32 protein-coding genes and 1 riboswitch are annotated in these 25,543 nt (G+C 44.6%); of the genes, 7 read left to right on the top strand and 25 right to left on the bottom strand.

What is annotated here, in order from left to right; genetic code table 11:
* Positions 1 to 44: 44 nt before the first annotated feature.
* The 3 genes from frlB to M1D65_RS16130 all read right to left on the bottom strand — a co-directional run bounded on the left by frlB (position 45) and on the right by M1D65_RS16130 (position 2,842).
* Complete coding sequence (gene frlB, locus M1D65_RS16120; protein WP_015251278.1) at positions 45 to 1,031, bottom strand: fructosamine deglycase FrlB; 987 nt, start codon at positions 1,029 to 1,031, stop codon at positions 45 to 47.
* A gap of 215 nt (positions 1,032 to 1,246) precedes the next feature.
* Positions 1,247 to 1,621, bottom strand: a complete 375-nt coding sequence (locus M1D65_RS16125) for a nucleotide excision repair endonuclease (protein ID WP_003228617.1) — start codon at positions 1,619 to 1,621, stop codon at positions 1,247 to 1,249.
* Positions 1,622 to 1,723: 102 nt separating this feature from the next.
* A complete protein-coding gene (locus M1D65_RS16130; protein WP_128441827.1) occupies positions 1,724 to 2,842 on the bottom strand; it encodes an NAD(P)/FAD-dependent oxidoreductase in 1,119 nt (372 codons plus the stop codon).
* A 158-nt stretch (positions 2,843 to 3,000) separates the two neighbouring features.
* Between M1D65_RS16130 and sspG the strand changes: the two genes are divergently transcribed.
* Together sspG and M1D65_RS16140 are read left to right on the top strand one after the other, a co-directional pair.
* Entirely contained in the window at positions 3,001 to 3,147 is a 147-nt protein-coding gene (gene sspG, locus M1D65_RS16135) for an acid-soluble spore protein SspG (protein WP_015384584.1), read from the top strand.
* Positions 3,147 to 3,422 carry a hypothetical protein gene (locus tag M1D65_RS16140; protein WP_003243521.1) on the top strand — a complete coding sequence of 92 codons (276 nt, stop codon included), beginning with the start codon at positions 3,147 to 3,149 and terminating at the stop codon, positions 3,420 to 3,422. The genes sspG and M1D65_RS16140 overlap by 1 nt, the downstream gene beginning before the upstream one ends.
* A 63-nt stretch (positions 3,423 to 3,485) precedes the next feature.
* On the opposite strand, the gene glxB is transcribed toward M1D65_RS16140, so the two are convergent.
* The 21 genes from glxB to M1D65_RS16245 all read right to left on the bottom strand — a co-directional run bounded on the left by glxB (position 3,486) and on the right by M1D65_RS16245 (position 21,322).
* Entirely contained in the window at positions 3,486 to 3,869 is a 384-nt protein-coding gene (gene glxB, locus M1D65_RS16145) for a methylglyoxalase (RefSeq protein WP_063334628.1), read from the bottom strand.
* Positions 3,870 to 3,978: 109 nt separating this feature from the next.
* Positions 3,979 to 4,257, bottom strand: coding sequence for an ArsR/SmtB family transcription factor (locus M1D65_RS16150; protein ID WP_015251274.1), 279 nt, complete (start codon positions 4,255 to 4,257; stop codon positions 3,979 to 3,981).
* A gap of 263 nt (positions 4,258 to 4,520) precedes the next feature.
* Complete coding sequence (sufB, locus tag M1D65_RS16155; protein WP_003228608.1) at positions 4,521 to 5,918, bottom strand: Fe-S cluster assembly protein SufB; 1,398 nt, start codon at positions 5,916 to 5,918, stop codon at positions 4,521 to 4,523.
* A gap of 20 nt (positions 5,919 to 5,938) precedes the next feature.
* The gene (gene sufU / locus M1D65_RS16160; RefSeq protein ID WP_003222809.1) at positions 5,939 to 6,382 is read right to left on the bottom strand and encodes a Fe-S cluster assembly sulfur transfer protein SufU; all 444 of its coding nucleotides are present in this window, start codon (positions 6,380 to 6,382) and stop codon (positions 5,939 to 5,941) included.
* Positions 6,372 to 7,592, bottom strand: a complete 1,221-nt coding sequence (gene sufS / locus M1D65_RS16165) for a cysteine desulfurase SufS (protein ID WP_015714668.1) — start codon at positions 7,590 to 7,592, stop codon at positions 6,372 to 6,374. The genes sufU and sufS overlap by 11 nt, the downstream gene beginning before the upstream one ends.
* On the bottom strand, positions 7,592 to 8,905 hold the full coding sequence (gene sufD, locus M1D65_RS16170; RefSeq protein WP_015714669.1) for a Fe-S cluster assembly protein SufD: 1,314 nt from the start codon (positions 8,903 to 8,905) through the stop codon (positions 7,592 to 7,594). The genes sufS and sufD overlap by 1 nt, the downstream gene beginning before the upstream one ends.
* A gap of 17 nt (positions 8,906 to 8,922) precedes the next feature.
* Entirely contained in the window at positions 8,923 to 9,708 is a 786-nt protein-coding gene (gene sufC, locus M1D65_RS16175) for a Fe-S cluster assembly ATPase SufC (RefSeq protein ID WP_014477918.1), read from the bottom strand.
* A gap of 193 nt (positions 9,709 to 9,901) precedes the next feature.
* Positions 9,902 to 10,039: a hypothetical protein gene (locus tag M1D65_RS16180; RefSeq protein ID WP_003228600.1), complete on the bottom strand. Its 138-nt coding sequence runs from the start codon at positions 10,037 to 10,039 to the stop codon at positions 9,902 to 9,904.
* 193 nt (positions 10,040 to 10,232) lie between these two features.
* Positions 10,233 to 10,610, bottom strand: a complete 378-nt coding sequence (locus M1D65_RS16185) for a carboxymuconolactone decarboxylase family protein (protein ID WP_014477920.1) — start codon at positions 10,608 to 10,610, stop codon at positions 10,233 to 10,235.
* 84 nt (positions 10,611 to 10,694) lie between these two features.
* Positions 10,695 to 11,519 carry a methionine ABC transporter substrate-binding lipoprotein MetQ gene (metQ, locus tag M1D65_RS16190; protein WP_021480560.1) on the bottom strand — a complete coding sequence of 275 codons (825 nt, stop codon included), beginning with the start codon at positions 11,517 to 11,519 and terminating at the stop codon, positions 10,695 to 10,697.
* A 13-nt stretch (positions 11,520 to 11,532) separates the two neighbouring features.
* Positions 11,533 to 12,201 carry a methionine ABC transporter permease MetP gene (gene metP, locus M1D65_RS16195; protein ID WP_003228593.1) on the bottom strand — a complete coding sequence of 223 codons (669 nt, stop codon included), beginning with the start codon at positions 12,199 to 12,201 and terminating at the stop codon, positions 11,533 to 11,535.
* On the bottom strand, positions 12,194 to 13,219 hold the full coding sequence (gene metN, locus M1D65_RS16200) for a methionine ABC transporter ATP-binding protein MetN (protein WP_085185820.1): 1,026 nt from the start codon (positions 13,217 to 13,219) through the stop codon (positions 12,194 to 12,196). Before metN ends, metP begins: the two co-directional genes overlap by 8 nt.
* A 105-nt stretch (positions 13,220 to 13,324) precedes the next feature.
* A riboswitch (SAM riboswitch) is annotated at positions 13,325 to 13,431 on the bottom strand.
* A 114-nt stretch (positions 13,432 to 13,545) separates the two neighbouring features.
* Positions 13,546 to 13,890 carry an SCP2 sterol-binding domain-containing protein gene (locus M1D65_RS16205; protein ID WP_003228587.1) on the bottom strand — a complete coding sequence of 115 codons (345 nt, stop codon included), beginning with the start codon at positions 13,888 to 13,890 and terminating at the stop codon, positions 13,546 to 13,548.
* A 106-nt stretch (positions 13,891 to 13,996) separates the two neighbouring features.
* Positions 13,997 to 14,317, bottom strand: coding sequence for a thioredoxin family protein (locus M1D65_RS16210; protein ID WP_072173524.1), 321 nt, complete (start codon positions 14,315 to 14,317; stop codon positions 13,997 to 13,999).
* Position 14,318: 1 nt separating this feature from the next.
* Positions 14,319 to 14,681 (bottom strand): toprim domain-containing protein, encoded by a 363-nt coding sequence (locus tag M1D65_RS16215; protein ID WP_015483668.1) that lies wholly within the window; start codon positions 14,679 to 14,681, stop codon positions 14,319 to 14,321.
* 77 nt (positions 14,682 to 14,758) lie between these two features.
* Positions 14,759 to 14,995 carry a YusG family protein gene (locus M1D65_RS16220; RefSeq protein ID WP_003228581.1) on the bottom strand — a complete coding sequence of 79 codons (237 nt, stop codon included), beginning with the start codon at positions 14,993 to 14,995 and terminating at the stop codon, positions 14,759 to 14,761.
* Positions 14,996 to 15,050: 55 nt separating this feature from the next.
* Positions 15,051 to 15,434 (bottom strand): glycine cleavage system protein GcvH, encoded by a 384-nt coding sequence (gene gcvH / locus M1D65_RS16225; RefSeq protein ID WP_003222781.1) that lies wholly within the window; start codon positions 15,432 to 15,434, stop codon positions 15,051 to 15,053.
* Between the two features lie 66 nt (positions 15,435 to 15,500).
* Entirely contained in the window at positions 15,501 to 15,857 is a 357-nt protein-coding gene (locus M1D65_RS16230; RefSeq protein ID WP_003222779.1) for an arsenate reductase family protein, read from the bottom strand.
* A gap of 110 nt (positions 15,858 to 15,967) precedes the next feature.
* Positions 15,968 to 17,752, bottom strand: a complete 1,785-nt coding sequence (gene fadE, locus M1D65_RS16235; protein WP_446014681.1) for an acyl-CoA dehydrogenase FadE — start codon at positions 17,750 to 17,752, stop codon at positions 15,968 to 15,970.
* A gap of 14 nt (positions 17,753 to 17,766) precedes the next feature.
* Positions 17,767 to 18,942, bottom strand: a complete 1,176-nt coding sequence (locus M1D65_RS16240) for an acetyl-CoA C-acetyltransferase (RefSeq protein ID WP_446014679.1) — start codon at positions 18,940 to 18,942, stop codon at positions 17,767 to 17,769.
* 10 nt (positions 18,943 to 18,952) lie between these two features.
* Complete coding sequence (locus M1D65_RS16245; protein ID WP_446014678.1) at positions 18,953 to 21,322, bottom strand: 3-hydroxyacyl-CoA dehydrogenase NAD-binding domain-containing protein; 2,370 nt, start codon at positions 21,320 to 21,322, stop codon at positions 18,953 to 18,955.
* Between the two features lie 174 nt (positions 21,323 to 21,496).
* Between M1D65_RS16245 and M1D65_RS16250 the strand changes: the two genes are divergently transcribed.
* Positions 21,497 to 21,643, top strand: a complete 147-nt coding sequence (locus M1D65_RS16250) for a YuzL family protein (protein ID WP_003240817.1) — start codon at positions 21,497 to 21,499, stop codon at positions 21,641 to 21,643.
* A 24-nt stretch (positions 21,644 to 21,667) separates the two neighbouring features.
* Here the strand turns inward: M1D65_RS16250 and M1D65_RS16255 are convergent, their stop codons facing one another.
* The gene (locus tag M1D65_RS16255) at positions 21,668 to 22,576 is read right to left on the bottom strand and encodes a proline dehydrogenase family protein (protein ID WP_049139653.1); all 909 of its coding nucleotides are present in this window, start codon (positions 22,574 to 22,576) and stop codon (positions 21,668 to 21,670) included.
* Positions 22,577 to 22,669: 93 nt separating this feature from the next.
* On the opposite strand from M1D65_RS16255, the gene M1D65_RS16260 reads away from it, so the two are divergent.
* From M1D65_RS16260 to mdtP, 4 genes are all read left to right on the top strand, one after another.
* Positions 22,670 to 22,915, top strand: a complete 246-nt coding sequence (locus M1D65_RS16260) for a hypothetical protein (protein ID WP_003228567.1) — start codon at positions 22,670 to 22,672, stop codon at positions 22,913 to 22,915.
* 12 nt (positions 22,916 to 22,927) lie between these two features.
* Positions 22,928 to 23,260, top strand: a complete 333-nt coding sequence (locus tag M1D65_RS16265) for a spore coat protein (RefSeq protein ID WP_003222766.1) — start codon at positions 22,928 to 22,930, stop codon at positions 23,258 to 23,260.
* A gap of 158 nt (positions 23,261 to 23,418) precedes the next feature.
* Entirely contained in the window at positions 23,419 to 23,886 is a 468-nt protein-coding gene (mdtR, locus tag M1D65_RS16270) for a MarR family transcriptional regulator MdtR (RefSeq protein WP_042974696.1), read from the top strand.
* Positions 23,883 to 25,508 (top strand): multidrug efflux MFS transporter MdtP, encoded by a 1,626-nt coding sequence (mdtP, locus tag M1D65_RS16275; protein WP_003228559.1) that lies wholly within the window; start codon positions 23,883 to 23,885, stop codon positions 25,506 to 25,508. Before mdtR ends, mdtP begins: the two co-directional genes overlap by 4 nt.
* The last annotated feature ends 35 nt before the right edge of the window (positions 25,509 to 25,543 follow it).

Below are 25,543 nucleotides of genomic sequence, written 5' to 3' on the forward strand. Positions count from 1 at the left end.
ATATAACATTATAGTCTAATGCATAATGGTTCTTCATTTTCAGATCAATACTCAACTTTCCACATGTATCTTCTATGAGATAAAGGATGATTTCTCGCCTCTGCCAGCTCGTCTGCATAGCTTCTCAGCACACGATTGAGAACAAGCGGAGCAAGGTAGCCTTTAACTGAATCGTCAATTGCAGTGAAGTCGTAAGATGCAGCATCAAGCACAGTGAGCTTTTTGCCATACTTTTTCGAGAAGGTAAGCGCCCGCTCTTCAAGAGGTCTTGTTTCATCTAAACCGAGCAGGATGATAAACGGCACGGATTCATCAATAATTTCAAACGGTCCGTGAAAATATTCTCCGGCATGAATGGCGTGGGAATGAATCCATTGCATTTCCATGAGAATGCAGATGCTGTAGGAGTAAGCGACACCGTAGTTTGCACCACTTGCCATGGTATAAATAATGCTTTCTTTTTCATGGGCTTTTGCAAATTGCTTGGCGTTGTCAGCTTCCTGCTTAAGGGCTTTTTCATATACAGCCTGCAATTGATCTAAGCCTTCAATTGCTTGTTGGAATTTCGTATTGTTTTCTAATACTTGCAGGGTTCCAAAAACGATTTGATACAAAACGCCATAGTTTGTATTGATCGCAAGCGCCTCATCACCCCAATCGTACTGGGCAACATATTGCGCTTCCTGCGCTAAAGGAGACTCCGGTTTAAACGTCATCGCAATCGTAAGTGCGCCCTTGCCCCTTGCAAACGCAGCAGCTTTGACTGTCTCCGGGGTATTTCCCGAATGCGAGCACAAAATAACAAGAGACTTTTCACCAAGCTGAACAGGATTGCGCTGAATAAATTCGTTGGCGCTGTAGAGGTCGGAGTTTATTGATTTTGACTCTCTGTCAAACACATACTTACTCGGATACATAATGGCAGAAGACCCTCCGCATGCGACAAAGAATACATGATCAATGGTTTTCCCTTTCAAATCCTGCAAGAAAGCTTGAACCTCACGATTTACTTTTGCTGTGGCCTGACTCAAATCCTTCACTCCCCGTTTTTATTATATAACGTTATATAACATTATATATTGTTATATTAAAGTCCGCGGGTAGGATTGTCAATATTATTTTCTGAAATTTCTCAATAATTTATTCGAAAGATAGACAAAGGGTCTATAAGCGAAAAAATGCCCAAATCAAAAGCCAGAACTTGACTTAAGCTCTGGCTTCGCTGTTCAATCCGCAGACTGACGTCTTATTTAAAAAATACCTTGTCTATATTGTACTTCGAGTGCTGTGTATTGATGATATATGTTTCGTAAATCTCTCTTTCCATTGGATCATCAACTACACATACCTCAATTTTATAAACTTCATCTCTGTGATGTTTGATTGGTGAAACAGTGTCTTCGAAATGCTTCTTAATTCTCTGTCTTAACTTTCTGGCTTTCCCGACAAACAGCAGCTCGTCATGAATGTTGTAAAACATAAAAATGCCGCCTTTGTCCCTTGGGATCTGGTGAAAGTCGATGAATCCGTGAATCGGTTTTATCTTCGGCTCGTTATCATTAGCTGACTGCTGTCGTTCAGTGATGGTGACATTCGGTGCGGGTATATCAATTTTTATCAAAATCAGTTCACGTCCTCTTTTTCATTAAAGATAAATGCTAACACATACAGAAAAGAAAAGCTAGAACAGCTTTATTATATTTGTTTGTTATGCTCTTACTTATTATGCAAGTGCTCCGGCTGGATGATAAGGACTAAGGTCTAATTCTGTCTGCTTTCCAAGAACTAGCTTTGCGAGCTCTGCACCCAAGAACGGCCCCATCGTCAGTCCAGAAGCACCCAAACCGTTTGCAGCATATAAGCCTTGAACATTCGGCACGGCCCCTACGACCGGCAGAAATCCCGGTGTAAACGGCCTGAAGCCCACTCTTGTTTCAACAGCAGCCGCATCAGCAAGACCCGGTGCAACGGCTAACGCTTTGCTCAATACTTCGTGCTGGCCTCCGGCTGTCACACGAAGATCATCAAGACCGGCATCGTTTTCGTGTGTGGCGCCGGCTACAATTCTGCCGTTATCAAACGACAGAATGTACTGATCACTCGGCGGCATTACAACCGGCCACGATCCTGTATCTGCATCTGTCATTTCAAAATGCATAATCTGCGCTTTTTGAAATGACACTTGAAAATGAATGCCAAGAGGCTTCAATATCTCATTGGCCCATGCTCCCGCCGTCACAATGACCGCGTCAGCCGCAAACTGCTTTGTATCTGTTTGCACGCCGGTGACTGTTCCGTTTTCAAAAAGCAAAGACGCATTTCCTTTGATGACCGTTGCGCCGCGTTTCTCTGCAGCGCTTAAAAGCGACCGGCACAGCGCTCTTCCGTTCACACGGGCGGCACCGCTGATATGAACCGATTCATAGCCGTCAGCTAAAATCGGAAACAGCTTTTTCGTTTCACTTACAGACAAGCGGGTAATGTCGCCGATTTCCGGCGCATCCTCCCGTCTCTTATACGCCCTTTCCTCCATTTTATCGAGTTTAGACGCGTCAGTATGAATGCTGATGGCACCGACACGTTTGTATCCTGTATCCGATTCACCGTCTTTTTCCAATTGATGGATTAAATCCTTATAGTACCGCGCTCCCCCCTTAGCAAGCTGGTACCAATCCTGATTACGGCGTTGCGAGAGCCATGGACAGACGATCCCCGCCGCCGCATCAGTCGCTTGTCCCGGCTCTTTCCGATCAATGACAGTAACGCGAGCGCCTGATTTTGCGAGATGATAAGCCGTCGACGCACCCAGAATCCCTGCGCCGACGATGATGTACGAATTCATATGCAAACACCTTTTCTATTATAATGTCTATTCATTTTACCAAATAGAATGCTTTCCTTCGACCTTTTGCCCTAATGTGGAAAAACCGCGAAGTTCGTCCAATCTCTTTACTCTCCTATCGAATATCCTGTCACTATCAATAGAGAAAGGATGATACCATGAGCGAAAATCGTCATGAAAATGAAGAAAACAGACGCGATGCGGCAGTCGCAAAAGTCCAAAACAGCGGTAATGCAAAAGTCGTGGTCAACGTGAATACAGATCAGGATCAGGCACAGGCGCAGTCACAAGACGGAGAAGACTAATGAACGAAAACATCATTCCTCTCAACAGACATACTCAAGAGATACCCACTACTGAATCTGTTATCAAAAACAGCGGCAACTCAGAGGTCCATATCGACATTCACATTGATACAATGCCAATTGCTTTTGCTATATTATGCTCTGCATTAGCCGCAAAGCAGATGACAAAAGAGGAATTCGATATGGCTTATACTCAATTGCGAGAGATGAACAGAGAAAATAACAGCAGATCATCTGTAAAGCAAATTATCAATCAAGAGACAGAAGAAGAGTAAAAAACCGCGGCCCCTCGGCCAGCGGTTTTTCTTCTGCATACAAAAAGGACGCGACTGAATCGGTTACTTCTGTACAATTTGAATAAGGTTACCGCATGTATCATCGAAGACAGCAATTGTGACTTCGCCCATTTTTGTCGGTTCCATCGTAAACGTCACGCCTTTTTCCTTTAATCGGTTGTACTCTTTTTGAATATCTGCAACGCCAAACATTGTGGCCGGTAAGCCTTCGGAGAATATCTTCTTTTGATACTCCTTGGCGGCAGGATGTTCATTCGGTTCGAGTAAAAGCTCGGTTCCGTCTTGATCATCTGGAGAAACAAGCGTTATCCACCTGAATTTCCCCATGGGAACATCCTCCTTTTTTACAAACCCCAGTTTTTCTGTATAGAACTTCAGTGCCTTGTCTTGATCTTGCACGAATATACTAGTCACAATGATTTTCATATTGTTGTTTCCTCCTTTGATATTTATGGTGTATGGTACTGTGCAAACAATCCGGCTTCAAGCAAAACAAACCAATATTTTACAGAAAGTCAGTGCTGGTTTTATAAAATTACTCTATCCATCCTTTCAGCAAATTTTTAAGCGGTTCGTTGTTGAATATAAGTACTCGATATTTTCCCTTTCGTTTTGATGTTACGAGTCCTGCATCCTCCAGTACAGAAAGGTGTTTAGCTATCGCCTGTCGCGTAATAGAAAGGTCGTACTTTGTAATAAGACGTATCGTAAGTTCATACAACGTCAGCTCGTTGCGTTCAGATAATTCGTCTAATATAAGCCGCCGAGTCGAATCGCCGAGTGCTTTGAATATAGCGTCTTTGTTCCAATTCATATATTGAGTATAAGCAACTCATTAGTTGCATGTCAAGCATAAGCAACTGTATGGTTGCGTGATATCGGAACTGAACCTATCCGGCGCAGGTCTGAAATGTTCTAATCGATAAGGAATTAAAACCATTAAAATAACAGTGGATATGTCTCTGAAAAATAAAAGAAGACGAACTTCAAAAGTTCGTCTTCTACAATCAAATTCGGCACGCCGGCCATTTTAAAAACTATCTCTAAACCCCTTGATAAACAAAGGAGTTTTCATCATTAACCGATAGAACCTTCCATTTCGAACTTAATCAAACGGTTCATTTCAACTGCGTATTCCATTGGAAGCTCTTTTGTGAATGGCTCGATAAAGCCCATTACGATCATTTCAGTTGCTTCTTCTTCAGAAATACCGCGGCTCATCAAGTAGAAGAGCTGCTCTTCAGATACTTTAGACACTTTCGCTTCGTGCTCCAATGAAATGTTATCATTTAAGATTTCATTGTAAGGAATTGTGTCTGAAGTTGATTTGTTATCCATAATGAGCGTATCGCACTCGATGTTAGAGCGGGCGCCTTCCGCTTTGCGTCCGAAGTGGACGATTCCGCGGTACGTTACTTTTCCGCCCTGTTTTGAAATCGATTTTGATACGATTGTAGATGATGTGTTTGGTGCAAGGTGAATCATTTTCGCACCTGCATCCTGATGCTGGCCTTTACCCGCAAGAGCGATAGAAAGCGTCATACCGCGCGCGCCTTCGCCTTTTAGGATACAAGCCGGATATTTCATTGTCAGCTTAGAACCGATGTTGCCGTCGATCCATTCCATTGTTGCGTTTTCTTCACAGACTGTACGCTTTGTTACAAGGTTGTAAACGTTGTTCGCCCAGTTTTGGATCGTTGTATAACGGCAGTAGCCGCCTTTTTTCACGATGATCTCAACGACCGCACTGTGAAGTGAGTTTGTTGTGTAAACAGGCGCCGTACAGCCTTCAACATAATGAACGCTTGCTTCTTCGTCAACAATGATCAGTGTACGTTCGAACTGACCCATGTTCTCAGAGTTGATACGGAAGTAAGCTTGAAGCGGTGTTTCAACCTTCACGCCTTTAGGCACGTAGATGAAAGATCCGCCGGACCAAACAGCTGAGTTAAGCGCCGCAAACTTGTTATCAGTCGGCGGGATTACTTTTGCCCAGTGCTCACGGAAAATATCTTCATTCTCTTTCAGCGCGCTGTCAGTGTCTTTAAAGACGATGCCTTGCGCTTCAAGATCTTCTTTCATGTTGTGGTATACAACCTCAGATTCGTACTGAGCAGAAACACCCGCAAGGTATTTTTGTTCAGCTTCAGGAATACCGAGCTTGTCGAATGTTTGCTTAATTTCTTCAGGAACTTCATCCCAAGAACGCTCTGAACGCTCAGACGGTTTTACGTAGTACGTAATTTCGTCAAAGTTCAGTGAGTTTAAATCTCCGCCCCATTGAGGCATCGGCATGTTGTAGAAATGCTCAAGTGATTTCAAGCGGAAGTCAAGCATCCATTGAGGCTCTTCTTTCATGCGAGAAATTTCTTCTACGATTTCTTTTGTCAATCCGCGCTCTGAACGGAAAATGGAAACGTCCTTGTCGTGAAAACCATACTTGTATTCACCAATATCAGGCATTTTTTTAGCCATCCATTTTCACTCCAATCCTTTTAATTGCCGCCTTCTTCTTTCGCGACTCCTTTTTCAAGTGCTTTCCATGACAGGGTTGCACATTTGATACGGGCCGGGAATTTTGAAACGCCTTGAAGGGCTTCAATATCCCCGAGATCTATAGAATCATCATACTCTTTCCCTTGCATCATATCCGAGAAAATCTTAGACATGGAAAGGGCAGTTTCAATATCTTTCCCTTTAATCGCCTGAGTCATCATCGAAGCGGATGCCATTGAAATGGAACAGCCTTCCCCTTCAAATTTCGCATCTTCCACGATGTCTCCGTCAAGCTTCATTGTCAGTCTGATGCGGTCGCCGCATGTCGGATTGTTCATATCCACGACGATGCTGTCATTCAAAACCCCTTTATTGCGCGGGTTTTTGTAATGATCCATAATCACCTGTCTGTACAATGTATCTAAGTTTGCATTAAAAGACATTTGTAAAATACTCCTTTGTCTTTTGAAGAGCTTCCACAAGCTTATCAATCTCTTCCTCTGTATTATACAGATAAAAGCTTGCTCTTGCAGTAGCAGTTACATCCAGCCATTTCATCAGCGGCTGCGCGCAATGGTGGCCGGCTCTGACTGCGATTCCCTCCGCATCAAGCACAGTCGCCACATCGTGCGGATGAACATCATCAAGGTTAAATGTAACAAGCCCGGCACGCTCTTCCGGCCCGTAAACCGTTACGCCGTCAAGCTGGCGGAAGCGTTCAAGCGCATAAGCTGCAAGCTTGTGCTCATGGCGGGAAATCTCATCAAGACCGATTTCTTCGAGAAAATCAATGGCTGCACCTAGACCGATTGCTCCTGCAATAATCGGCGTACCCGCTTCGAATTTCCACGGAAGCTCTTTCCAAGTTGATTCATAAAGCCCGACAAAGTCGATCATTTCACCACCGAATTCGGCAGGCTCCATGTTTTCCAGCAGGGCTTTCTTTCCGTACAGCACACCAACACCGGTAGGTCCGCACATTTTATGGGAAGAAAGCGCAAAGAAGTCGCAATCGAGATCCTGCACGTCAATTTTCATGTGAGGCGTGCTTTGTGCACCGTCCACCACAATGACAGCCCCATTGTCATGAGCGATTTTCGCCATTTCTTTAATCGGGTTGACCGTGCCGAGGACATTAGATACATGAGACACCGCAACAATTTTTGTGTTGCTTGTGACCGTTTCTCTGACGTCTTCTAAAGAAATCGTTCCGTCTTCCTGCAGCGGAATATATTTTAATGTGGCGCCAGTTGCTTTTACAGCCTGCTGCCACGGAATGATATTCGCATGATGCTCCATGTAGGTGATGACCACTTCATCACCAGGTTCCAGGTTGGCGCGTGCATAGCTTAACGCCACCATATTCAGTGATGTGGTCGTGCCTTTTGTGAAAATAATCTCAGCCATTGACTTCGCGTTAATAAACTTGCGGACTTTTTCACGCGCTCCTTCATAACCATCTGTCGCTCTGGTTCCAAGTGTATGGACGCCCCGGTGAACATTGGAATTGTATTGGTTATAATACTTATCCAGTGTTTCAATGACAGCACGCGGCTTCTGGGAAGTCGCCGCGCTGTCGAGATAAACGAGATCATGTCCGTTCACTTGCTGATGAAGGATCGGGAACTGTTCACGAATATCTGTGATATTCATTACTTCACTTTCCTTTCGATAACAGAAACTAATTGTTTCTTAACGCCTTCAATCGGAAGTTCATTTACTACCGGTGCAAGGAATCCGTAAATGACTAAGCGTTCTGCTTCTTCTTTCGGAATTCCGCGGCTCATCAGGTAGTAAAGCTGAATAGGGTCCACACGGCCGACAGATGCCGCATGTCCTGCAGTTACATCGTCTTCGTCAATTAAAAGAATAGGGTTTGCGTCTCCGCGTGCTTTTTCGCTAAGCATCAGCACGCGTGATTCTTGCTCCGCATTCGCTTTAGAAGCGCCATGTTCGATTTTGCCGATTCCGTTAAAGATAGAAGAAGCGGAATCCTTCATCACACCGTGCTTCAAGATATAGCCTTCAGAAGCTTTACCGAAATGGATGATTTGTGTTGTGAAGTTTTCTGTTTGCTCTCCTCTTCCGACAACAACCGTTTTCGTATCGCCGTATGTGCCGTCACCGTAAAGGTTTGTTGTATTTTCGGAAATCGTGTCGCCGTCGTTCATCAGGCCAAGAGCCCACTCGATTTTGCTGTCGCGTCCGCGCGCAGCACCGCGGCGGTTCACATAAGTTGTCACACCGCTTGACAGATTATCCACCGCACCGTATGTCACGCTGGCATTATCACCTGTGATGACCTCACTGATAATATTGAAGACAGCGTCTTTCGGGTTTACAGTGCTGATGTAGTTTTCTACATATGTTACAGAGCTGTGGTCTTCAGCCACAATCAGCACGTGGTTGAATAGAGCTGTATCATTGCTTTCGTGGACATAAACAGCCTGAACCGGCGTCTCCACCTGAACATTTTTCGGAACATAAAGGAATGCTCCTCCGTTAACAAGAGCCGCGTGAAGTGCAGTTAACTTATGTTCGTCAACTTTCACGCCGTCCTTCATAAAGTATTTCTCCACCAAGTCGCTGTGCTCACGTGCAGCAGTCAGAATATCAGTGAAGATGACGCCTTTGTCTTTCAATTCTTGAGAAAGAGAAAGATATGCCGGCGTCTGGTCACGCTGTACGTATAATGTTTTATCTTCGTTTTCAACGTCGATCAGCGCTTTTACTTCATCAGTCAAATCTTCTAATGAAGAAAGCGGTTCGTTATCCACTGTATGCTTCGTGAAATTCGTGAAGTTCCAGTTTGTGATTTTTGTTTTGTCAGGTTTCGGCATCGGCAGATCCTCAGCTTGTTCAAGAGCCTGTAAGCGCAGGTTCTTCAGCCAGGCAGGTTCTTGGTGCTTTTCGGAAAAGCTTTTGAGATACTCCTGATCTACGGATAGTTTTGTACCTAGTGTCATATTAATCCCCCTAACGCTTACGCTTCTTGGCCAACAGTTTCGTCTTCAATGCCAAGTTCTTGTTTGATCCAGTCATAACCTTCTGCTTCAAGACGCTGAGCAAGCTCTGCACCGCCGGATTTTACAACGCGGCCTTGCATCATAACGTGAACAACATCCGGAGTGATGTAGTTTAACAGGCGCTGATAGTGAGTGATCATCAGGCAGCCGAAGCTTTCGCTGCGCATTTTGTTGATCCCTTTTGATACAACTTTCAAAGCGTCAATATCAAGACCTGAGTCGATTTCATCAAGGATGGCAATTTTCGGTTCAATCATCATTAATTGAAGGATTTCGTTGCGTTTTTTCTCCCCGCCTGAGAAGCCTTCGTTAAGATAGCGCTGAGCCATTTCAGGGTCCATTTCAAGGAACTCCATGTTTTCGTCCATTTTGCGGATGAATTTCATGAGAGAAATTTCATCGCCTTCTTCTCTGCGCGCGTTGATTGCTGAGCGAAGGAAGTCGGCATTTGTCACACCGCTGATTTCACTTGGGTACTGCATCGCAAGGAATAAGCCTGCCTGCGCACGCTCGTCCACTTCCATCTCCAGTACATCTTTGCCGTCAAGCGTGATGCTGCCTTTTGTTACTTCATATTTAGGATGCCCCATAATAGCAGCTGATAATGTGGATTTACCAGTTCCATTCGGGCCCATTACTGCGTGGAATTCTCCACCTTTTATTTCAAGGTTTACACCCTTTAAGATCTCTTTCCCTTCGATTTCAACGTGAAGATCTTTGATCGTTAATGTTGAAGCAGCCATATCTATACCTCCAAAAATATATAATCATTATTCTCATTTTATTCTCATTCTAATTTTATAACAAATGAAAAGTAAATACAACTTTTTATCGTGCCTTGCACATTCCTCAAGTTTAACAAAGATCAGCACTTTATTAAAGCGATTGAAAAAGAAAAAGAGTGGATTCCCACCCTTTTTTAAAAGATTGATTTTCTCAATAAGCTCCCGCAGAAATCCGCTTGCTTTTTTCATAATCAAGCTCTCTCTGCCGCTCTACCTTCATTCTTGTTTCCAGCCGGCGTCCATATTCCTCGTATCCAATTCCGTGTGACAGCTGCATCGCTTTTTCCATTTCTGACGTATAATCGAGGTTCAGTCTGTCCTGGCTGCTGCAAATAATGAATCAATCCCTTCATATATTTGCTTTTTATTGTACCAGTGCTGCGTTGGATGCCGCAAAAACGATTTGGCGTGAAATAGCGGCAGATGAGACGAAAGCATCCTTTCAGAACAAATGAGAATGGTTTTTCGGAATATTCCTTCTCTTAATGCGTGGTGTTTCCGAATTCCTCAATGCACTGTTGAACAACTGTCACGCCTTGGCTGAAAGCTGCGCCGCCTCCAAATGCCGCTGCCACACTGACGGCTTCGAGAATGTTTTCTTCTGTCGCTCCCTGATCGAGACAGCCTTTTGTATGATAGATCATGCAATATTCGTCCTGAGCATTGATGGCAATTCCGAGGGCGATCAGCTGTTTTTCTCTTTCAGTCAGAGAATTCCCGGCAAAGCACTGTTCAGTAAATTCGTTAAATTTCCTTCCCATCAGCGGCATCTTTTGTTCAAATGTACCTAAACCATGTTTATATTGTTTTAACGCGTCCTGCATGCTTCCTCTGTCTTGATTCAAAGAAAATCCCTCCATCTGTTTAACATTCCTTTTTATTATGAACAGCTTTTAGGAAAATACGCGAAAAAAACCCCGGATTTCTCATCCGGGGTTTCAGCCTTATTCAGATACAGGAAGCACAGCTCCGTCGTATTTTTTCTCGATGAAGTCTTTGATCTTTTTAGAGTGAAGAACTTCCATCAGCGCTTTGATTTTTGCAGAATCTTCTTCGCCTTTTCTTACTGCGATGATGTTAGCGTATGGGTTGTTTTTCGTTGATTCTACTTCAATTGCATCTTTTTTAGGATTTAATTTATTTTGGATCGCATAGTTTACATTGATGAAGGCCGCGTCTCCTTCTTTGTTTTCATATGCTTTTGCCGTTAATTCAGGCGCCACTTTTTTGAATTCAAGGTTTTTCGGGTTTTTCTTAATGTCTTTCAGTGTTGCGTCAATTGTTTCTACCTTAGAATCAAGAGTGATTAATCCAGCGTTTTCAAGCATTGCAAGCATACGTCCTTGTTCAGCAACGTTGTTTGTCAGAATGATTGTCGCACCGTCTGGAAGGTCTTTCAGTGATTTGTATGTTTTAGAGTATATACCGAATGGCTCTAAGTGAACAGCGCCGGCATTCACAAGTTTGTAATCTGTGTTTTCTTTCATTTCTTGCTCAAGGTAAGGAATGTGCTGGAAGTAGTTCGCGTCCACTTCTTTATCAGCTAAAGCTTTATTGTACATTTTGTAATCACTAAGCACTTTCACTTTCAGCGTATAGCCTTTTTCTTTCAGCAATGGTTCAGCTTCTTTTAAAATTTCCGCATGCGGTGTTTTTGTTGCCGCAACGACAATTTCTTTCTTGCCGGATTCAGCGCCGTTATTCGAACCGCAGGCAGCCATGACTCCTGCAAATACAAGCAGTAATGCACCCAAAAATAGCTTTTTCAATGTAAATCCTCCCTTATCGTTTGTCTATAATATTTGTTATTAGATCACCGATGATTTGAATAATAAACACGATGATTAAAATAAACACAGTAGCAACGAAGGTAACATCAGCGTTATTAGACTGATATCCTTCTACGTACGCAAGGTTTCCAAGGCCTCCTGAACCAATGGCTCCGGCAATTGCCGTTGAGCCGATCAAAGCGATGGCAGTAACCGTAATGCCAGAAATAAGAGCAGGCATTGATTCCGGAATCAGCACTTTGAAAATAATCGTAGACGTTTTCGCGCCCATTGATTTAGCGGCTTCAATCACACCTTTATCCACCTCACGCAGCGCGATTTCAACAAGGCGCGCGTAAAATGGTGCCGAGCCGATTACCAGCGCCGGCAATGCGGCGTTTGGCCCTAAGATCGTGCCGACTAAAAATTTCGTAAAACCTAATAGTAAAATAATTAAAATAAGGAACGGAATCGATCTGAATATGTTAACAACGGCCGCAATCACAGAGTTGACCGCTTTATTCTGCCAGAGGCTTCCTTTGCTCGTCAGAAAGAGCAGCAAGCCGAGGATGACCCCGATGACAAAAGCAAACAGTAAAGAAATCAGCGTCATATAAAGTGTTTCATATGTCGCGTTCCATAATTCAGTTAAATCAACGTTCGGGAAGTATTTTTCAAACATTCGTGATCACCTCTGCTTTCACCTGTTTGTCATTAATGAATCGGATCACGTTTTGCACTTCTTCCTCGTCCCCGTCAATGTGGATGAACAGTGAACCGTAAGCCCCATCCTTCGTCTGCGAAATTTTCCCTTGCAGAATATTGACGCTGACATTGAAGTTTCTGATCATCTCTGTAATCAGAGGCTGTTCAGCTGACTCACCGACAAATGTGAGCTGAACCATTTTTCCTGATGCTGTATCATCAAGAAGGTGCTGAAGCGTCTCTTTCGTTTCTTCCGGCTCTGTCACCTGCTGAACAAATCGTTTTGTCATTTGTTCCTTTGGATTTTTGAAGACATCGAGAACCTCGCCTTCTTCGACCACCTTGCCGTTTTCCATGACGGCGACTCTGTTGCAGATTTTGCGGATGACATGCATTTCGTGCGTAATCAGCACAATCGTCAAACCGAGTCTTTCATTAATATCGGACAATAGATCCAGAATTGAATCTGTCGTTTGCGGATCTAATGCTGATGTCGCTTCGTCACAAAGAAGAACCTTCGGATTGTTTGCAAGCGCTCTGGCAATTCCCACACGCTGCTTCTGACCGCCGCTCAGCTGGGACGGATATGATTTTTCTTTTCCTTCTAAACCTACCAGTTTAATCAGTTCATTGGCGCGCTTGATCCGCTCGCTCTTTTTCACTCCGGCAATTTCCAAAGGAAACATGATATTATCTCTGACAGTCCGCGACCAAAGCAAATTGAAATGCTGGAAAATCATACTGATCTCATGGCGTGCTTTTCTTAAACCGCGTCCATTTACTTCATTAATCTTGGTTCCCGCCACTTCCACGGTTCCTGAGGTTGGTTTCTCAAGGCCGTTCAGCAGACGGATTAAGGAACTCTTACCAGCTCCGCTATATCCTATAATTCCAAAAATCTCACCTTTTTTAATGGAAAGCGAGACATTTTGGACAGCATTGACATCTCCATGTTTCGACTTGTAAATTTTTGAAACATCCTGAAGATTGATCAAAACAATCACCTGCCTTAACACTATTCTAAGAAATCTTCCGGTTTTTTCTGCAAAAGAAAAGCCTTTCTGCACACTTGAGCAGAAAGGCTTATATAAAATGCCTTTCTCTCATCTTTCAAAGCTGAACGCTTCGTGTGAATTGGCACCATTTCAACAGTGTTGATGGTTGCCGGGCTTCATAGGGCACTTCCCTCCACCTCTCTTGATAAGAGAAATATATAGTCTTTTTCGTCCGGAAATTCTTAATGTAGAATAGCACGGCGAATGATTAAATGTCAATAAAATAAATGATGTCAACTTTTACTATTATAATAATTTATTATTTTTTAATTTTTTAAAATCCTCTGAAAAAATCCATTTGTCAGCCAGAGAATGGCTTCCAGTTTTAACAGGGCCCTGAATGACCCCTTTACTTTGAGGCTTCCGCTCTGAATGAGGTGCTGCAGGGAAATGTCTCCGTGCAATAAATCAATAATTTCCGTTTGGTTTCCGTAAAAGGTCAGGTTGGACGTTTGGGGCGGAGAAACTTTTTTCATTTCTCCCTGTTCGTTTATTGAGACGGTTAAGGCTTCTGCTTCTCCTTGGAAGGTAATGAGCAATGTTGAGGCATTCAAAAGGGGTTTTAAAAACAGATGCTGATACTCATCCTCTAAAACTTCCGCTTTCTCCATATGTACAACCTCCTATTTGTTGGTCATACATACACATTTCTCTCTTTGTCGCAAGAACCCCTTTATAAAACGAACGACAATTTCATTGGATATGCTGAGAAATATGTCATAAATGGGATGCGGAAGATGATTTTTGTTTGATCAGCTCATATAAATAAGAAACGGAATGAAATGCATATCCTCTTTCTACCAACTTTCCGCCTTTAAACAGCAGAAAACAAGGGACGCTTTCAATTTGATACGCTTTTGCGAATGTCGGAGAGTAATTGACATTGTTTTGATAGAAGGCGACATCCGGCAGCATTTCTTTCACCACTGTCAGCATTTTGCTTGCAAGCTGGCAGGTGCCGCAAAACGGAGTATATAAATATAGAAGGTACACATCATCTTCAATGTGATCAAGTTCGTGTTCTTGGAGTTCTTTCATGCTATACACCTCGGGACTTTCTTTCAAGAAAAATAGTATGGACATTCAGATTCGCACGCAGCAATACAGAGGCGACATGGTGCCTGGGCGCAGCCGCTACTTCCTTATAGGCTCTGTCGATATGGAGATGGCAGGCTTCATTAAATTCACGCTTCAGCTGTTTTCTCAATTTCTCACCTGATTCATCAGCATCAACTAATATATAGACGTCTTTATCATAAAGCTCGTCAGCCAATTCCTCGAGCCTCAGCTGGCTGATTGTTCCGTTTGTGCAGATAATGCGCACCGGTTCATTCAGGACGCTTTCGATTTTCTCTTTATCTGATTTCCCCTCGACAATCATAACCTTTTCCAGCTCATCCATCTTCATCTTGTTCACCTGCCGCGTCAAATTTGAAACGTTCAGATTGTAAAAGAAGGCAGTGAAATTCACCGCCAACATTAACACCAGCCGTTTTCGTAGTCACAATCTACATATTTTGCGTCGTCTCCAGAGACCACATCGGCTGTCTTATAAAATTTCTCATTTTCAAAGGAATAACCGGACTTAAGCTCATATTCATTCATGCTTGTCATTTGGCCGATCATCTCGTTATCATGATATAACGAGAGCCGGCCATTTTGAAAGCGGCCTGTCACGTCATTGGTGACATCGAGCTTTTGTTTGTCGAAAGCCATATTGGACACCTCCCATAACGTTAGCGTGTCCAATTGCTTTTACGGCTATCCTGTTTTAGTCTTCTTGTGTCATCTCTTCGTATTGCTCTGCTGTCATCAGTTTTTCAATTTCAGAAGCGTCGGATGGCTCAACGACGATCATCCATGCTTTTTCGTACGGAGATTCGTTGACGAATTCCGGACTGTCATCAAGATCTTCGTTTACTTCCACAACCGTTCCGTTAATCGGTGCATAAAGCTCAGATACCGTTTTAACGGATTCAACACTGCCGAATGGCTCGTCCGCTTTGATTTCAGCGCCCACTTCAGGAAGTTCGACAAACACGATGTCGCCTAGTTCGGACTGGGCAAAATGCGTAATTCCGATTCTGGCTTTTTCTCCTTCAACTTTTACCCACTCGTGTTCTCCTGAGTAACGCAAATCTTTTGGTATGCTCAATTGAATCCCTCCATTTTTTACAGCACTACAATAAGAAGATACCACACTTTTCAAAAAAAATTTACATTAAGCCCAGTTTTCTTCAAATTGGTCTTCTTTAAATCCGACAGTCACTTTTTCGCCGTCTGTTGTAAGCGGGCGTTTGATCAGCATACCATCTGAAGCCAGCAGCTCGAGCTGTTCGTCCTCTGACATGTGATACAGCTTTTCCTTGAGATTGAGTTCGCGGTATTTCATGCCGCTCGTGTTGAAAAACTTCTTGAGATCCAGCCCGCTTTTTTCATAAAGCGCTTTTAATTCTTCTTTGCTTGGCGGCTGCTCAGCAATATGTATTTCGTTTATTTCTTTTCCATGCTCTTCAAGCCACTTCTTTGCTTTGCGGCACGTTCCGCATTTAGGGTACCAGTAAAAAGTTAACGACATCTTCTTCCCCCTCAATAAAATAATCGAGGTTATTTTAACACAGTTTGTTTTAAAAACCTAAAACAGTGCTTCTTAAAAAAGAGCTCCGCGCATGCGGAGCTCTTGGCCAATCAGACAGTATATTTCTCAGCCTCAAAAATGCCTGCCGCCGCCTCGCGTTTTTTCTGAATCACGTTTTTAGGCGTTACGCGTGTCAGCTTGCGCAGAGCGGAAAGCATCATGCGGAGTGAATCTCCTTCTTCCATTGCGATAAGGGATTCCTTCGCATGCGCTTCAATTTCGTTTAAGGCCTCTTGAACGAAAATTTCTGTGTAGAGCACCTTTTGCGCTGCTTTTTCAGCGCCTTGTGCGGCAATGGCCTTTTCCGTTCTGAGCACGGCTGATTCCATTGCGTATACATTGCTGACGATATCCGCTACGTTCACGAGAATTTCTTGCTCACGATCGATCGCTTTTCCGTATTTTTGCGCGGCTAGGCCGGCAGCAAACAACGCAATTTTTTTGGCTTGCTTGACGATATATTTCTCCTGCTCTAAGACGCCGCTTCCAGGCTCTTCAGGCATAAGCAGCATGAGTTCTTCCTGCAGTGACTGTGCTTTTTCAAATAGAGGCAGTTCGCCTTTAAGCGCTTTTTTCAGGAAGGTGCTTGGCACGATTAACCGGTTGATTTCGTTTGTGCCTTCAAAAATCCGATTGATCCTTGAATCCCTATAGGCCCTTTCTACTTCGTACTCCTGCATAAAGCCGTAGCCTCCATGAATCTGCACGCCTTCATCAACGATATAATCAAGCGTTTCAGAGCCGAATACCTTATTCAGAGAGCATTCGATGGCGTATTCCGCAATCGATTTGGCGATTTGCCGGCCGTCCTTGAGATCTTCGGCCGTGAACTGGCTCATATTGTCTTCAAACAGCCCGACGGTTCTGTATACAGAGCTTTCCATCGCATACAGCCTTGAGGCCATTGTCCCGATTTTTTCCTGTGTTAATGAAAAACCAGCAATCGGCGTTTTAAATTGGCGGCGCTGATTTGCGTATGCCGAAGACAGCTCGATGACGCGTTTAGATGCGCCGATTGTGCCAACCGCCAGTTTGTAACGGCCGATGTTTAAAATATTAAAGGCGATGACATGCCCTTTGCCGATTTCTCCGAGCAGGTTTTCCTTTGGCACTTCAGCTTGATCCAGAATGAGAGTTCTTGTCGATGATCCCTTGATTCCCATTTTCTTTTCTTCCGGTCCCGTGGAGACACCCGGGAACTCTTTTTCTACAATAAAGGCTGAAAACTTGTCGCCGTCTACCTTAGCATAAACCACAAATACATCGGCAAAAGCAGAGTTGGTAATCCACTGTTTTTCCCCTGTTAATACATAATGGGTTCCTGCTTCATTCAGCACAGCTGTTGTTTTTGCTCCAAGTGCATCAGACCCAGAGCCAGGCTCAGTCAGAGCATAAGCGGCGATCTTTTCGCCTGAAGCGAGTCCAGGCAAATATTTTTTCTTTTGTTCTTCTGACCCGAAAAAGACGATCGGCAAGGAACCGATACCGACATGCGCGCCATAAGAAAGAGAAAAGCTTCCCGCACGCGAAAATTTCTCAGTGATGAGTGCCGAGCTGATTTTATCTAGGCCGAGTCCTCCGTATTCTTCCGGCACATCGGCGCCAAGCAGCCCTAGTTCGCCCGCTTTCTTCAACAGTCTGACAGAATGCTCGAATTGATGGTTTTCGATATCATCTATATGAGGAAGAACATCTTGCTCGATGTAATCCTCTGTTGTTTTCGCAATCATTTTATGCTCGTCAGTGAAATCCTCCGGTGTATACATTTGATCGTATGTGACATCCTCGATTAAAAATCCGCCGCCTTTTTGTACTTCAGCCGCTTTTTTTGCCATTTGTTTTTCCCCCTTTAGCATAATTCAAATACACCGGCCGCTCCCATCCCGCCGCCGATACACATGGTCACGACTCCAAATTGCTCGTTTCTCCGTTTCATTTCATGGATGAGTGAGAGTGTAAGCTTTGTGCCCGTACAGCCAAGCGGGTGTCCAAGCGCGATTGCGCCCCCGTTGACATTCACTTTTTCTTCATCAATTCCCAATTCCCTGATTACTTGAATGGCCTGTGAGGCAAAAGCTTCATTCAGTTCAAACAAGCCGATGTCCTGTAGCTGAAGTCCGGCAAGCTTCAAAGCGCGCGGAATTGCTTCCACCGGTCCGATTCCCATCACTTCCGGCGGCACGCCGCCTACGGCAAAGGAGCGGAATTTCACAAGCGGCGCCAGGCCAAGAGCATCGGCTTTTTCCCGGTCCATCAGCATGACAGCCGCCGCTCCGTCACTTATCTGCGAGGAATTGCCCGCAGTCACCGTCCCGTCAACGGAAAAGGCCGGGCGCAATGTCGATAAGATGTCTGCAGTCGTTTGCGGGCGAACACCTTCATCCTGAGAAAATACAAATTGTTTTTCCTGAGGCTTATGGTTTTCTCCAATTTCTGTCACCGTCACTTCTACGGGTACAATTTCATCTTTAAATTTTCCTTCTGCAAGGGCTTTAGCGGCGTTTTGGTGGCTGCGAACGGCAAACGCGTCTTGATCCTCACGGGAGACGCCGTATTTTTTCGCGACTTGCTCGGCTGTGTGGCCCATGCTCATATAATATTCCGGTGCCTTTTCTGCCAAAGCAAGGTTCGGACGGGTAACATGCCCCATCATCGGTACTTGCGACATGGATTCCGCTCCGCCGGCGATCGTTGTATCGTAGGCGCCGAGCATAATTTTTTCTGCTGCATATGCAATAGACTGAAGGCCTGAAGAGCAATAACGGTTAACTGTAATCGCCGGAACTGTGTACGGCAGGCCCGCGAGCGCACCGATATTTCTCGCCATATTAAGCCCCTGCTCCGCTTCAGGCGTTGCACAGCCAATAATCAAATCGTCAATATTGCCTTCGTAACCGCCTGCACGTTTCAGTGTCTCTTTTACACAAATCGCTCCCAAATCATCCGGGCGAACGGTGGCCAACGATCCTTTTTTTGCTTTTCCAACCGGTGTTCTTGCACCTGACACAATGACTGCCTCTTTCATAAGCTCCCTCCTAATTCCGTAAAGGTTTACCTTTCACAAGCATATGCTGCATTCTCGCTTGAGATTTTGCCTCTCCTGCCAAACTCAAAAACGCTTCTCTTTCGATCTCCAATAAATACTCTTCATCAACCTCTGTACCAAACGGCACTTTTCCGCCCGCAATGACATAAGCGAGTTTTTTCGCGATCTTGAAATCATGCTCAGATATATAGCCGGACAGCTTCATCTGCTCAGCGCCAAGCAATAGTGCCGCATAACCGGTTTCTCCCGGCACCTTGACCTTTTCTTTTACAGGCGGCCGCCAGCCGGTATCGTATAAAGATGCGGCCAGCTGCTTCGCATCGTATAACAGGTGGTCTTGATTCACGCTGATGTGATCCGTTTCTTTTAAGATGTTCATCTCACGAGCCTCTTGAGCGGAAGCGGACACTTTCGCCATCGCAATCGTTTCAAATGTTTTCATTGCCGCATTCATCGGATCAAGGCCGCGGCGTAGATGATTGATGTACAGCTCTTTGTTACCTCCTCCGCCAGGGATGAGGCCGACACCTGATTCAACAAGGCCCATATAGGCTTCGCTTGCCGCTTGAATGCGCGCCGCAGGCAGGCATGCTTCCGTTCCTCCGCCGAGCGTCATGCCAAATGGCGCGGCGACGACCGGTTTCGCACTGTATTTGATCTTCATCATCGTCTCCTGAAAACGGCGGATCACAAAATCAACTTCCAAAAAGTTGTCATCTTGGACTTCCATTAAGATCATGGCGAGATTCGCGCCGACGCAGAAATTTTTCCCTTGATTGCCGATGACAAGGCCCTTGTAATTCCGCTCTGTTTCCTCTAATCCTTTGTTGATCATTTGAATGATATCGAGGCCGATCGCATTGCTTTTCGAATGAAATTCAAGAAGGGCGACATCATCTCCAAGGTCAATTAAGCTTGCTCCGCTGTTTTTCGCAATCACGCCTTTTGTTTCTTTAAGTGCTTGTAAATGAATTCGTTTTTTGTTTTCTTTCACGGCTCTGTATTCGCCGCGGTCATAATAAAATACCGTTCCGTTCTCTTTGATGTAGAAGGTTTCATTTCCTTTGTCCAGCATCTCTTTTATCCAGCCAGGCATATCTGCTCCAAGCTGCTCGAGCTTTTCCGCTGACTGCCTGAGGCCGATGGCGTCCCACATCTCAAAAGGTCCCAGTTCCCAGCCGAATCCCCACTTCATGGCTTGGTCAATCGCATGAATATCATCGGCAATCTCGCCAAGCAGCTCGGCTGAGTAAAGCAGGGTTTGAGAAGTGATATTCCACAGCAAACGGCCGGCCCTGTCATCCGAATAAATAAGCGCTTTCATTTTGACTTTTGTCCCTTTTGCCTGTTTTGCCGCTTCAAGTGCCGGTGATTTCATTTTTGTCCGCTCGCCGTAAGTAAGCGTCACTGGGTCAAGCTCATAAATCGTTTTTCCTTCTTTTTTATAAAAGCCTTGGCCGGCCTTGCTTCCGATCCACCCTTTTTCCAGCATATCGTTCATGAAGCTTGGAAGGCGAAACACTTCTTTTTCATCGCCATCAGCTTTGTCATACACATTTCGGGCAACGTGGGCGAATGTATCGAGGCCGACCACATCAAGCGTTCTAAAGGTGGCGCTTTTCGGCCTGCCGATCAGCGGTCCTGTGATCGAATCAACCTCCCCGACCTGATAACCGCCTTTCAGCATTTCTTGGACTGTCACGAGAAGCCCGTATGTCCCGATTCGGTTTGCGATAAAGTTCGGTGTGTCCTTTGCTGTAACAACGCCTTTCCCGAGGACATTTTCTCCGAAAGCTGTCATAAACTTTAAAATATCAGGATCCGTTTCCTTAATCGGAATGATCTCCAGCAGCTTTAAATAGCGTGCGGGATTAAAAAAATGCGTTCCGAGAAAATGGGCTTTAAAATCATCCGACCGGCCTTCAGCCATTTCCTGCACTGATATGCCGGATGTGTTGCTTGAGACGATGCTTCCAGTCTTTCGATGTTCATCCACAAGAGCGAAAATTTTCTTTTTGACTTCAAGGTTTTCGACAACGACCTCAATAATCCAATCTGCTTCTTTCAGTTTTTCTGCATCATCCTCCAGATTGCCAGGTGTAATATAGGAGGTATTTTTCGCTGATGTGAGGGGAGCGGGCTTTTGTTTCAGCAGTTTTTTCATCGCCTGCCGGCTCAGCCTGCTGCGCACCTCCGGACTGTCCTTCGTCAGCCCCCTTTTTTCCTCTTCCTTTGTCAAATCGTTCGGCACAATATCTAGCAGCAGGACAGGAATTCCGATGTTAGCCAAATGCGCCGCAATCCCGGAACCCATTACCCCCGATCCTAAAACGGCTGCCTTCCGAATGTGTTTGTGCATGAGATATCCCCCTTGAACATTGAATGAATAGTCATTCATTTTTTGACTAAAAAAAATGAAACCCGTTTCTTCTTTCATCTTAAAAGATTTCCGGTTCGACTTCAATAGCTAATTTGTTATTTTTTTGTATGAAGCCTATAAAAGTCGGGCAACTTAAGCCCGGAGGTGAAGGGAATGGTACGAGAGAAAAAAAATCCGTCTTCAGCGGCAGTCAGCGCGGCGAGCGTAAAGGGAGATGCCGGTCCGACTCAGCATTACGGCGGCGGAAAACGGACAAGTCAAAATCAGCAGTATAAAAAACATAACATGGAACAATCATAATGCAGCTGCTTCCCGCGGCTGCTTTCACTTTTTCAAAATTCCTTTTAACACAAACGCTGCATTGGCAGGCCGTTCGGCAATTCTTCTCATAAAGTAGCTGAACCAGTCCGTTCCATATGGGACATACACACGCATTCTGTAGCCTTCCTTGGCGAGTTCCTTCTGACGCTCCTGCCTGATGCCGTATAGCATTTGAAACTCAAATTGCGACGCGGGGATTTGATGTTCGGCGACGAGCTGTTTCGTAAATGCAATGATGTCATCGTCATGTGTGGCGACAGCCGTGTAGTTCCCGCTTAACAACTGCAGCTTTATTAAGCTCTGTAAATGAAGGTCCGTTCCTCTTTTGTCAGGAAACGCTACAGCCGCAGATTCTTTATAAGCGCCTTTTACAAGTCTGAGATTCGGCTTTAAATCCCGCATCTTTCTGATATCTTCTGCCGCCCGGTACAGATACGCCTGAATGACCGTGCCGAGCTTCTCAAATTCATGTTTGCATTTCCTGTAAATAGAAAGTGTCTGTTCATAATGAGAATAGTCTTCCATATCAATGGTCACAGCAACATCATATTGCTTCGCAACGGAAAGAATGGCGCGCAAATGAGTAAGAGCAAGTTCTTCTGAAAGATCGAGCCCGATTGAGGTCAGCTTAAGTGAAAGCTCTGAGTCCAATTGATGTTCGGCAATGGCTTGAATGGCTTTCTTGCATTCCTCTGCGACTTGGTTTGCTTCTTTTTCCGAAGCTGCATACTCGCCTAAATAATCAATTGTTGCACACAAACCGGATCTGTTTAGCCTTTTGACGGTCTTAACCGCCGATTCAATCGTATCCCCTGCGACAAACCTTCGTGCTCCAAGCCGCGTTCCGTATGCTTTTGCGAACTTGGTAAGTGTTTTATTTTGAGATAAGAATAAAAACACATGTCTCAACATCCGACTCCCTCCCGCCGTCATCTTCAAAACCCTGTATATAACTCCCAGTCTGAAGGAAACTATAAAATGAACAGAAACCAAAGGAGGATCACAATGGATAATCAGCAGCAATCTCAAATGCCGCCTTCCGTTATTTCGACAAAGGATCATTTGTATCTCAATGACATGCTGAACTGGAATTTGCTCGCGATGAAAAAAGCGCATTTCATGGCGCAGCAGTGCCAGGATCAAACGTTAAAGCAAGAACTCGACCGCGTCGGACACATGCATCATGATCACTATCAAAGAATATTAAAGCACCTGCAGCCAGGCCAGCAGCAGTCCGGCTACATCCAATAAGGAGGCGCCAGAATGAATCAGCAAAATCAAAAAATCAGCAACCCGCAGACACCTGTACCGACAACATCGGAAATGAATGACAGAGATTTCGTCAACGAATTGCTGACAACCGAAAAATACATGACAACAGCTTATTGCACTGCTTTGCACGAATTCAGCCACGAGTCTCTTTATCAGGATATTCAATCCATTTTTGATGAGTCACAAAAAGCGCAAAGAAAACTATATGATCTCATGTTCCAATATGGATGGTATTCTGTTGAAGCGGAGGATGCACAAAAGCTGCAGCAGTCCTATCAAAAATTCCAGCAGACCATTCAGCAGCAGTCTCCTTATCAGCAATAACAACATTAGTAAAAAGGATACGATGTTCTTTCGGGCATCTATCCTTTTTTTGTGTAAAATCAGTTGACTTTTCATTTACGCTTATTTATATTTAATAAGCATTAACTATTTTGTCATTAAAATATATATACAGTGTATGTAACAGAGGGGAAATGAATATGAAGAGTGCGGATCAGTTAATGTCCGATATTCAATTATCGCTTCAGGCGCTCTTTCAAAAGATACAGCCTGAAATGCTGGAAAGCATGGAGAAACAAGGTGTCACCCCAGCGCAGCTGTTTGTGCTGGCCAGCCTAAAGAAACACGGCAGCCTCAAAATTTCTGAAATTGCCGAGCGTATGGAGGTGAAGCCAAGCGCGGTGACGCTGATGGCAGATCGCCTTGAACAAAAAAATCTTATCGCCAGAACACACAACACAAAAGACAGGCGAGTGATTGATCTCAGTCTTACTGACGAAGGAGACAGAAAGTTCGAGGAGATTTTGGCAGGCAGAAAGGCCATTATGGCGCGCTACCTTTCCTTTTTGACGGAGGAGGAAATGCTGCAGGCGGCGCATATTACTGCAAAGCTCGCACAAGCAGCAGAAACGGATGAAAAGCAAAACATGAAAAGAGGAAACGGATGAAAATGAGTAAAGAAGGCAAACAATCAAAACGAACGTTATTAATAACAGGCTTAATTATTGCCATGTTTTTTTCAGCCCTTGACGGTACTATTGTCGGAACGGCCATGCCGAAAATTGTCGGTGATCTGGGCGGTTTGAGCATGATGACCTGGCTGACAACGGCATATTTGTTAACATCAACAACCATTGTTCCAATTGCCGGTAAACTTGCTGATTTATTGGGACGCCGCATTGTCTATGTATCAGGTTTAATTATTTTCATGGCAGCTTCTGCTTTGTGCGGAATGGCCAACAACATGACGGAATTGATTATCTTCCGTGGACTGCAGGGAATCGGCGGAGGCATCATGATGCCAATGGCGATGATTGTCATCGGTGACTTGTTCACAGGAAAACAGCGTGCTAAATTCCAAGGTGTCTTTGGCGCAATTTACGGGCTGGCTTCAGTGATTGGGCCGCAAATCGGCGGCTGGATTGTAGACTCGTTAAACTGGAAATGGGTTTTCTATATTAACCTGCCAGTCGGAATTATTGCGGTTATTTTTATTGCCAGGGGATTACAGGGACGCCAGCAGACTGGGCCGATCAACTTCGATATCGCTGGTATTTTCACAATGATTGTGGGTGTGGTCAGCCTCCTGCTCGCCTTAAGCTTTGGCGGAAAAGATTATGCATGGGATTCATGGCAGATTCTTGGGTTGTTCGCTCTCGCACTGATCGGCATTGTCAGCTTTATCATCGTAGAATCAAAAGCAAAAGAGCCAATCCTGCCAATGTATTTATTTAAAAACAGAACATTTACATTTCTAAACTTGATCGGCTTCTTTATGAGTATCGGTATGTTTGGCGCCATTACGTTTGTTCCTTTCTTTATGCAAGGAATTGTCGGTGTAAGTGCGTCTGAATCGGGTACAATTATGACACCGATGATGATTTCTATGATTATCACAAGTATCATCGGCGGACAGCTTGTTTATAAAATCGGGATTAAACCGCAAATCATTACAGGCATGCTGGTTATGGCCGGCGGATTCCTGCTGTTAACGACATTGGATCTCGACACGAGCAAGCTTGTCGCTACATCTTTTATGGCGATTATTGGTCTGGGAATGGGTCTTGTTATGCCGATTCTGACATTGGCTTTACAGGAAAGCTTTTCGAAGGAGGAGCTTGGAGTTGTCACTTCATCCAGCCAATTCTTCCGTTCTATCGGCGGAACATTCGGCATTACCATGCTGGGAGCCGTAATGAATGCGAGATCAGGAAATCTATTAACAGATAAATTGGTTCCATATTTAGACTCTCTTCCGGCACAGGCAAGCTCGTTTGCCGCCCAGCTAAAGGGTATGATTGATACAAATCCGCAAGGGCTGCTGCAATCACTGTTCAGTCCGGACGCGGTCAAACAAATCCCTGCGGCTTTCTCATCCCATATTGTGCCGATTTTAAAAACATCGTTGATGGATTCGCTCCACAGCGTGTTTTATACGGGCCTGATCTTTATCGCAGTCGGAGCCGTATTCACCTTGTTCTTAAAACCTATCAAGCTATCAAATAAGAAAGCGGAAGACCAACAAGAAAAAGAGAAGGCGGCAAAAGCCGTTGAATCACCTTCCCATTAATAGAGCACCCCGCGGGTATCAATCCGCGGGGTTTT

This window comes from Bacillus sp. JZ39 (assembly GCF_053903145.1).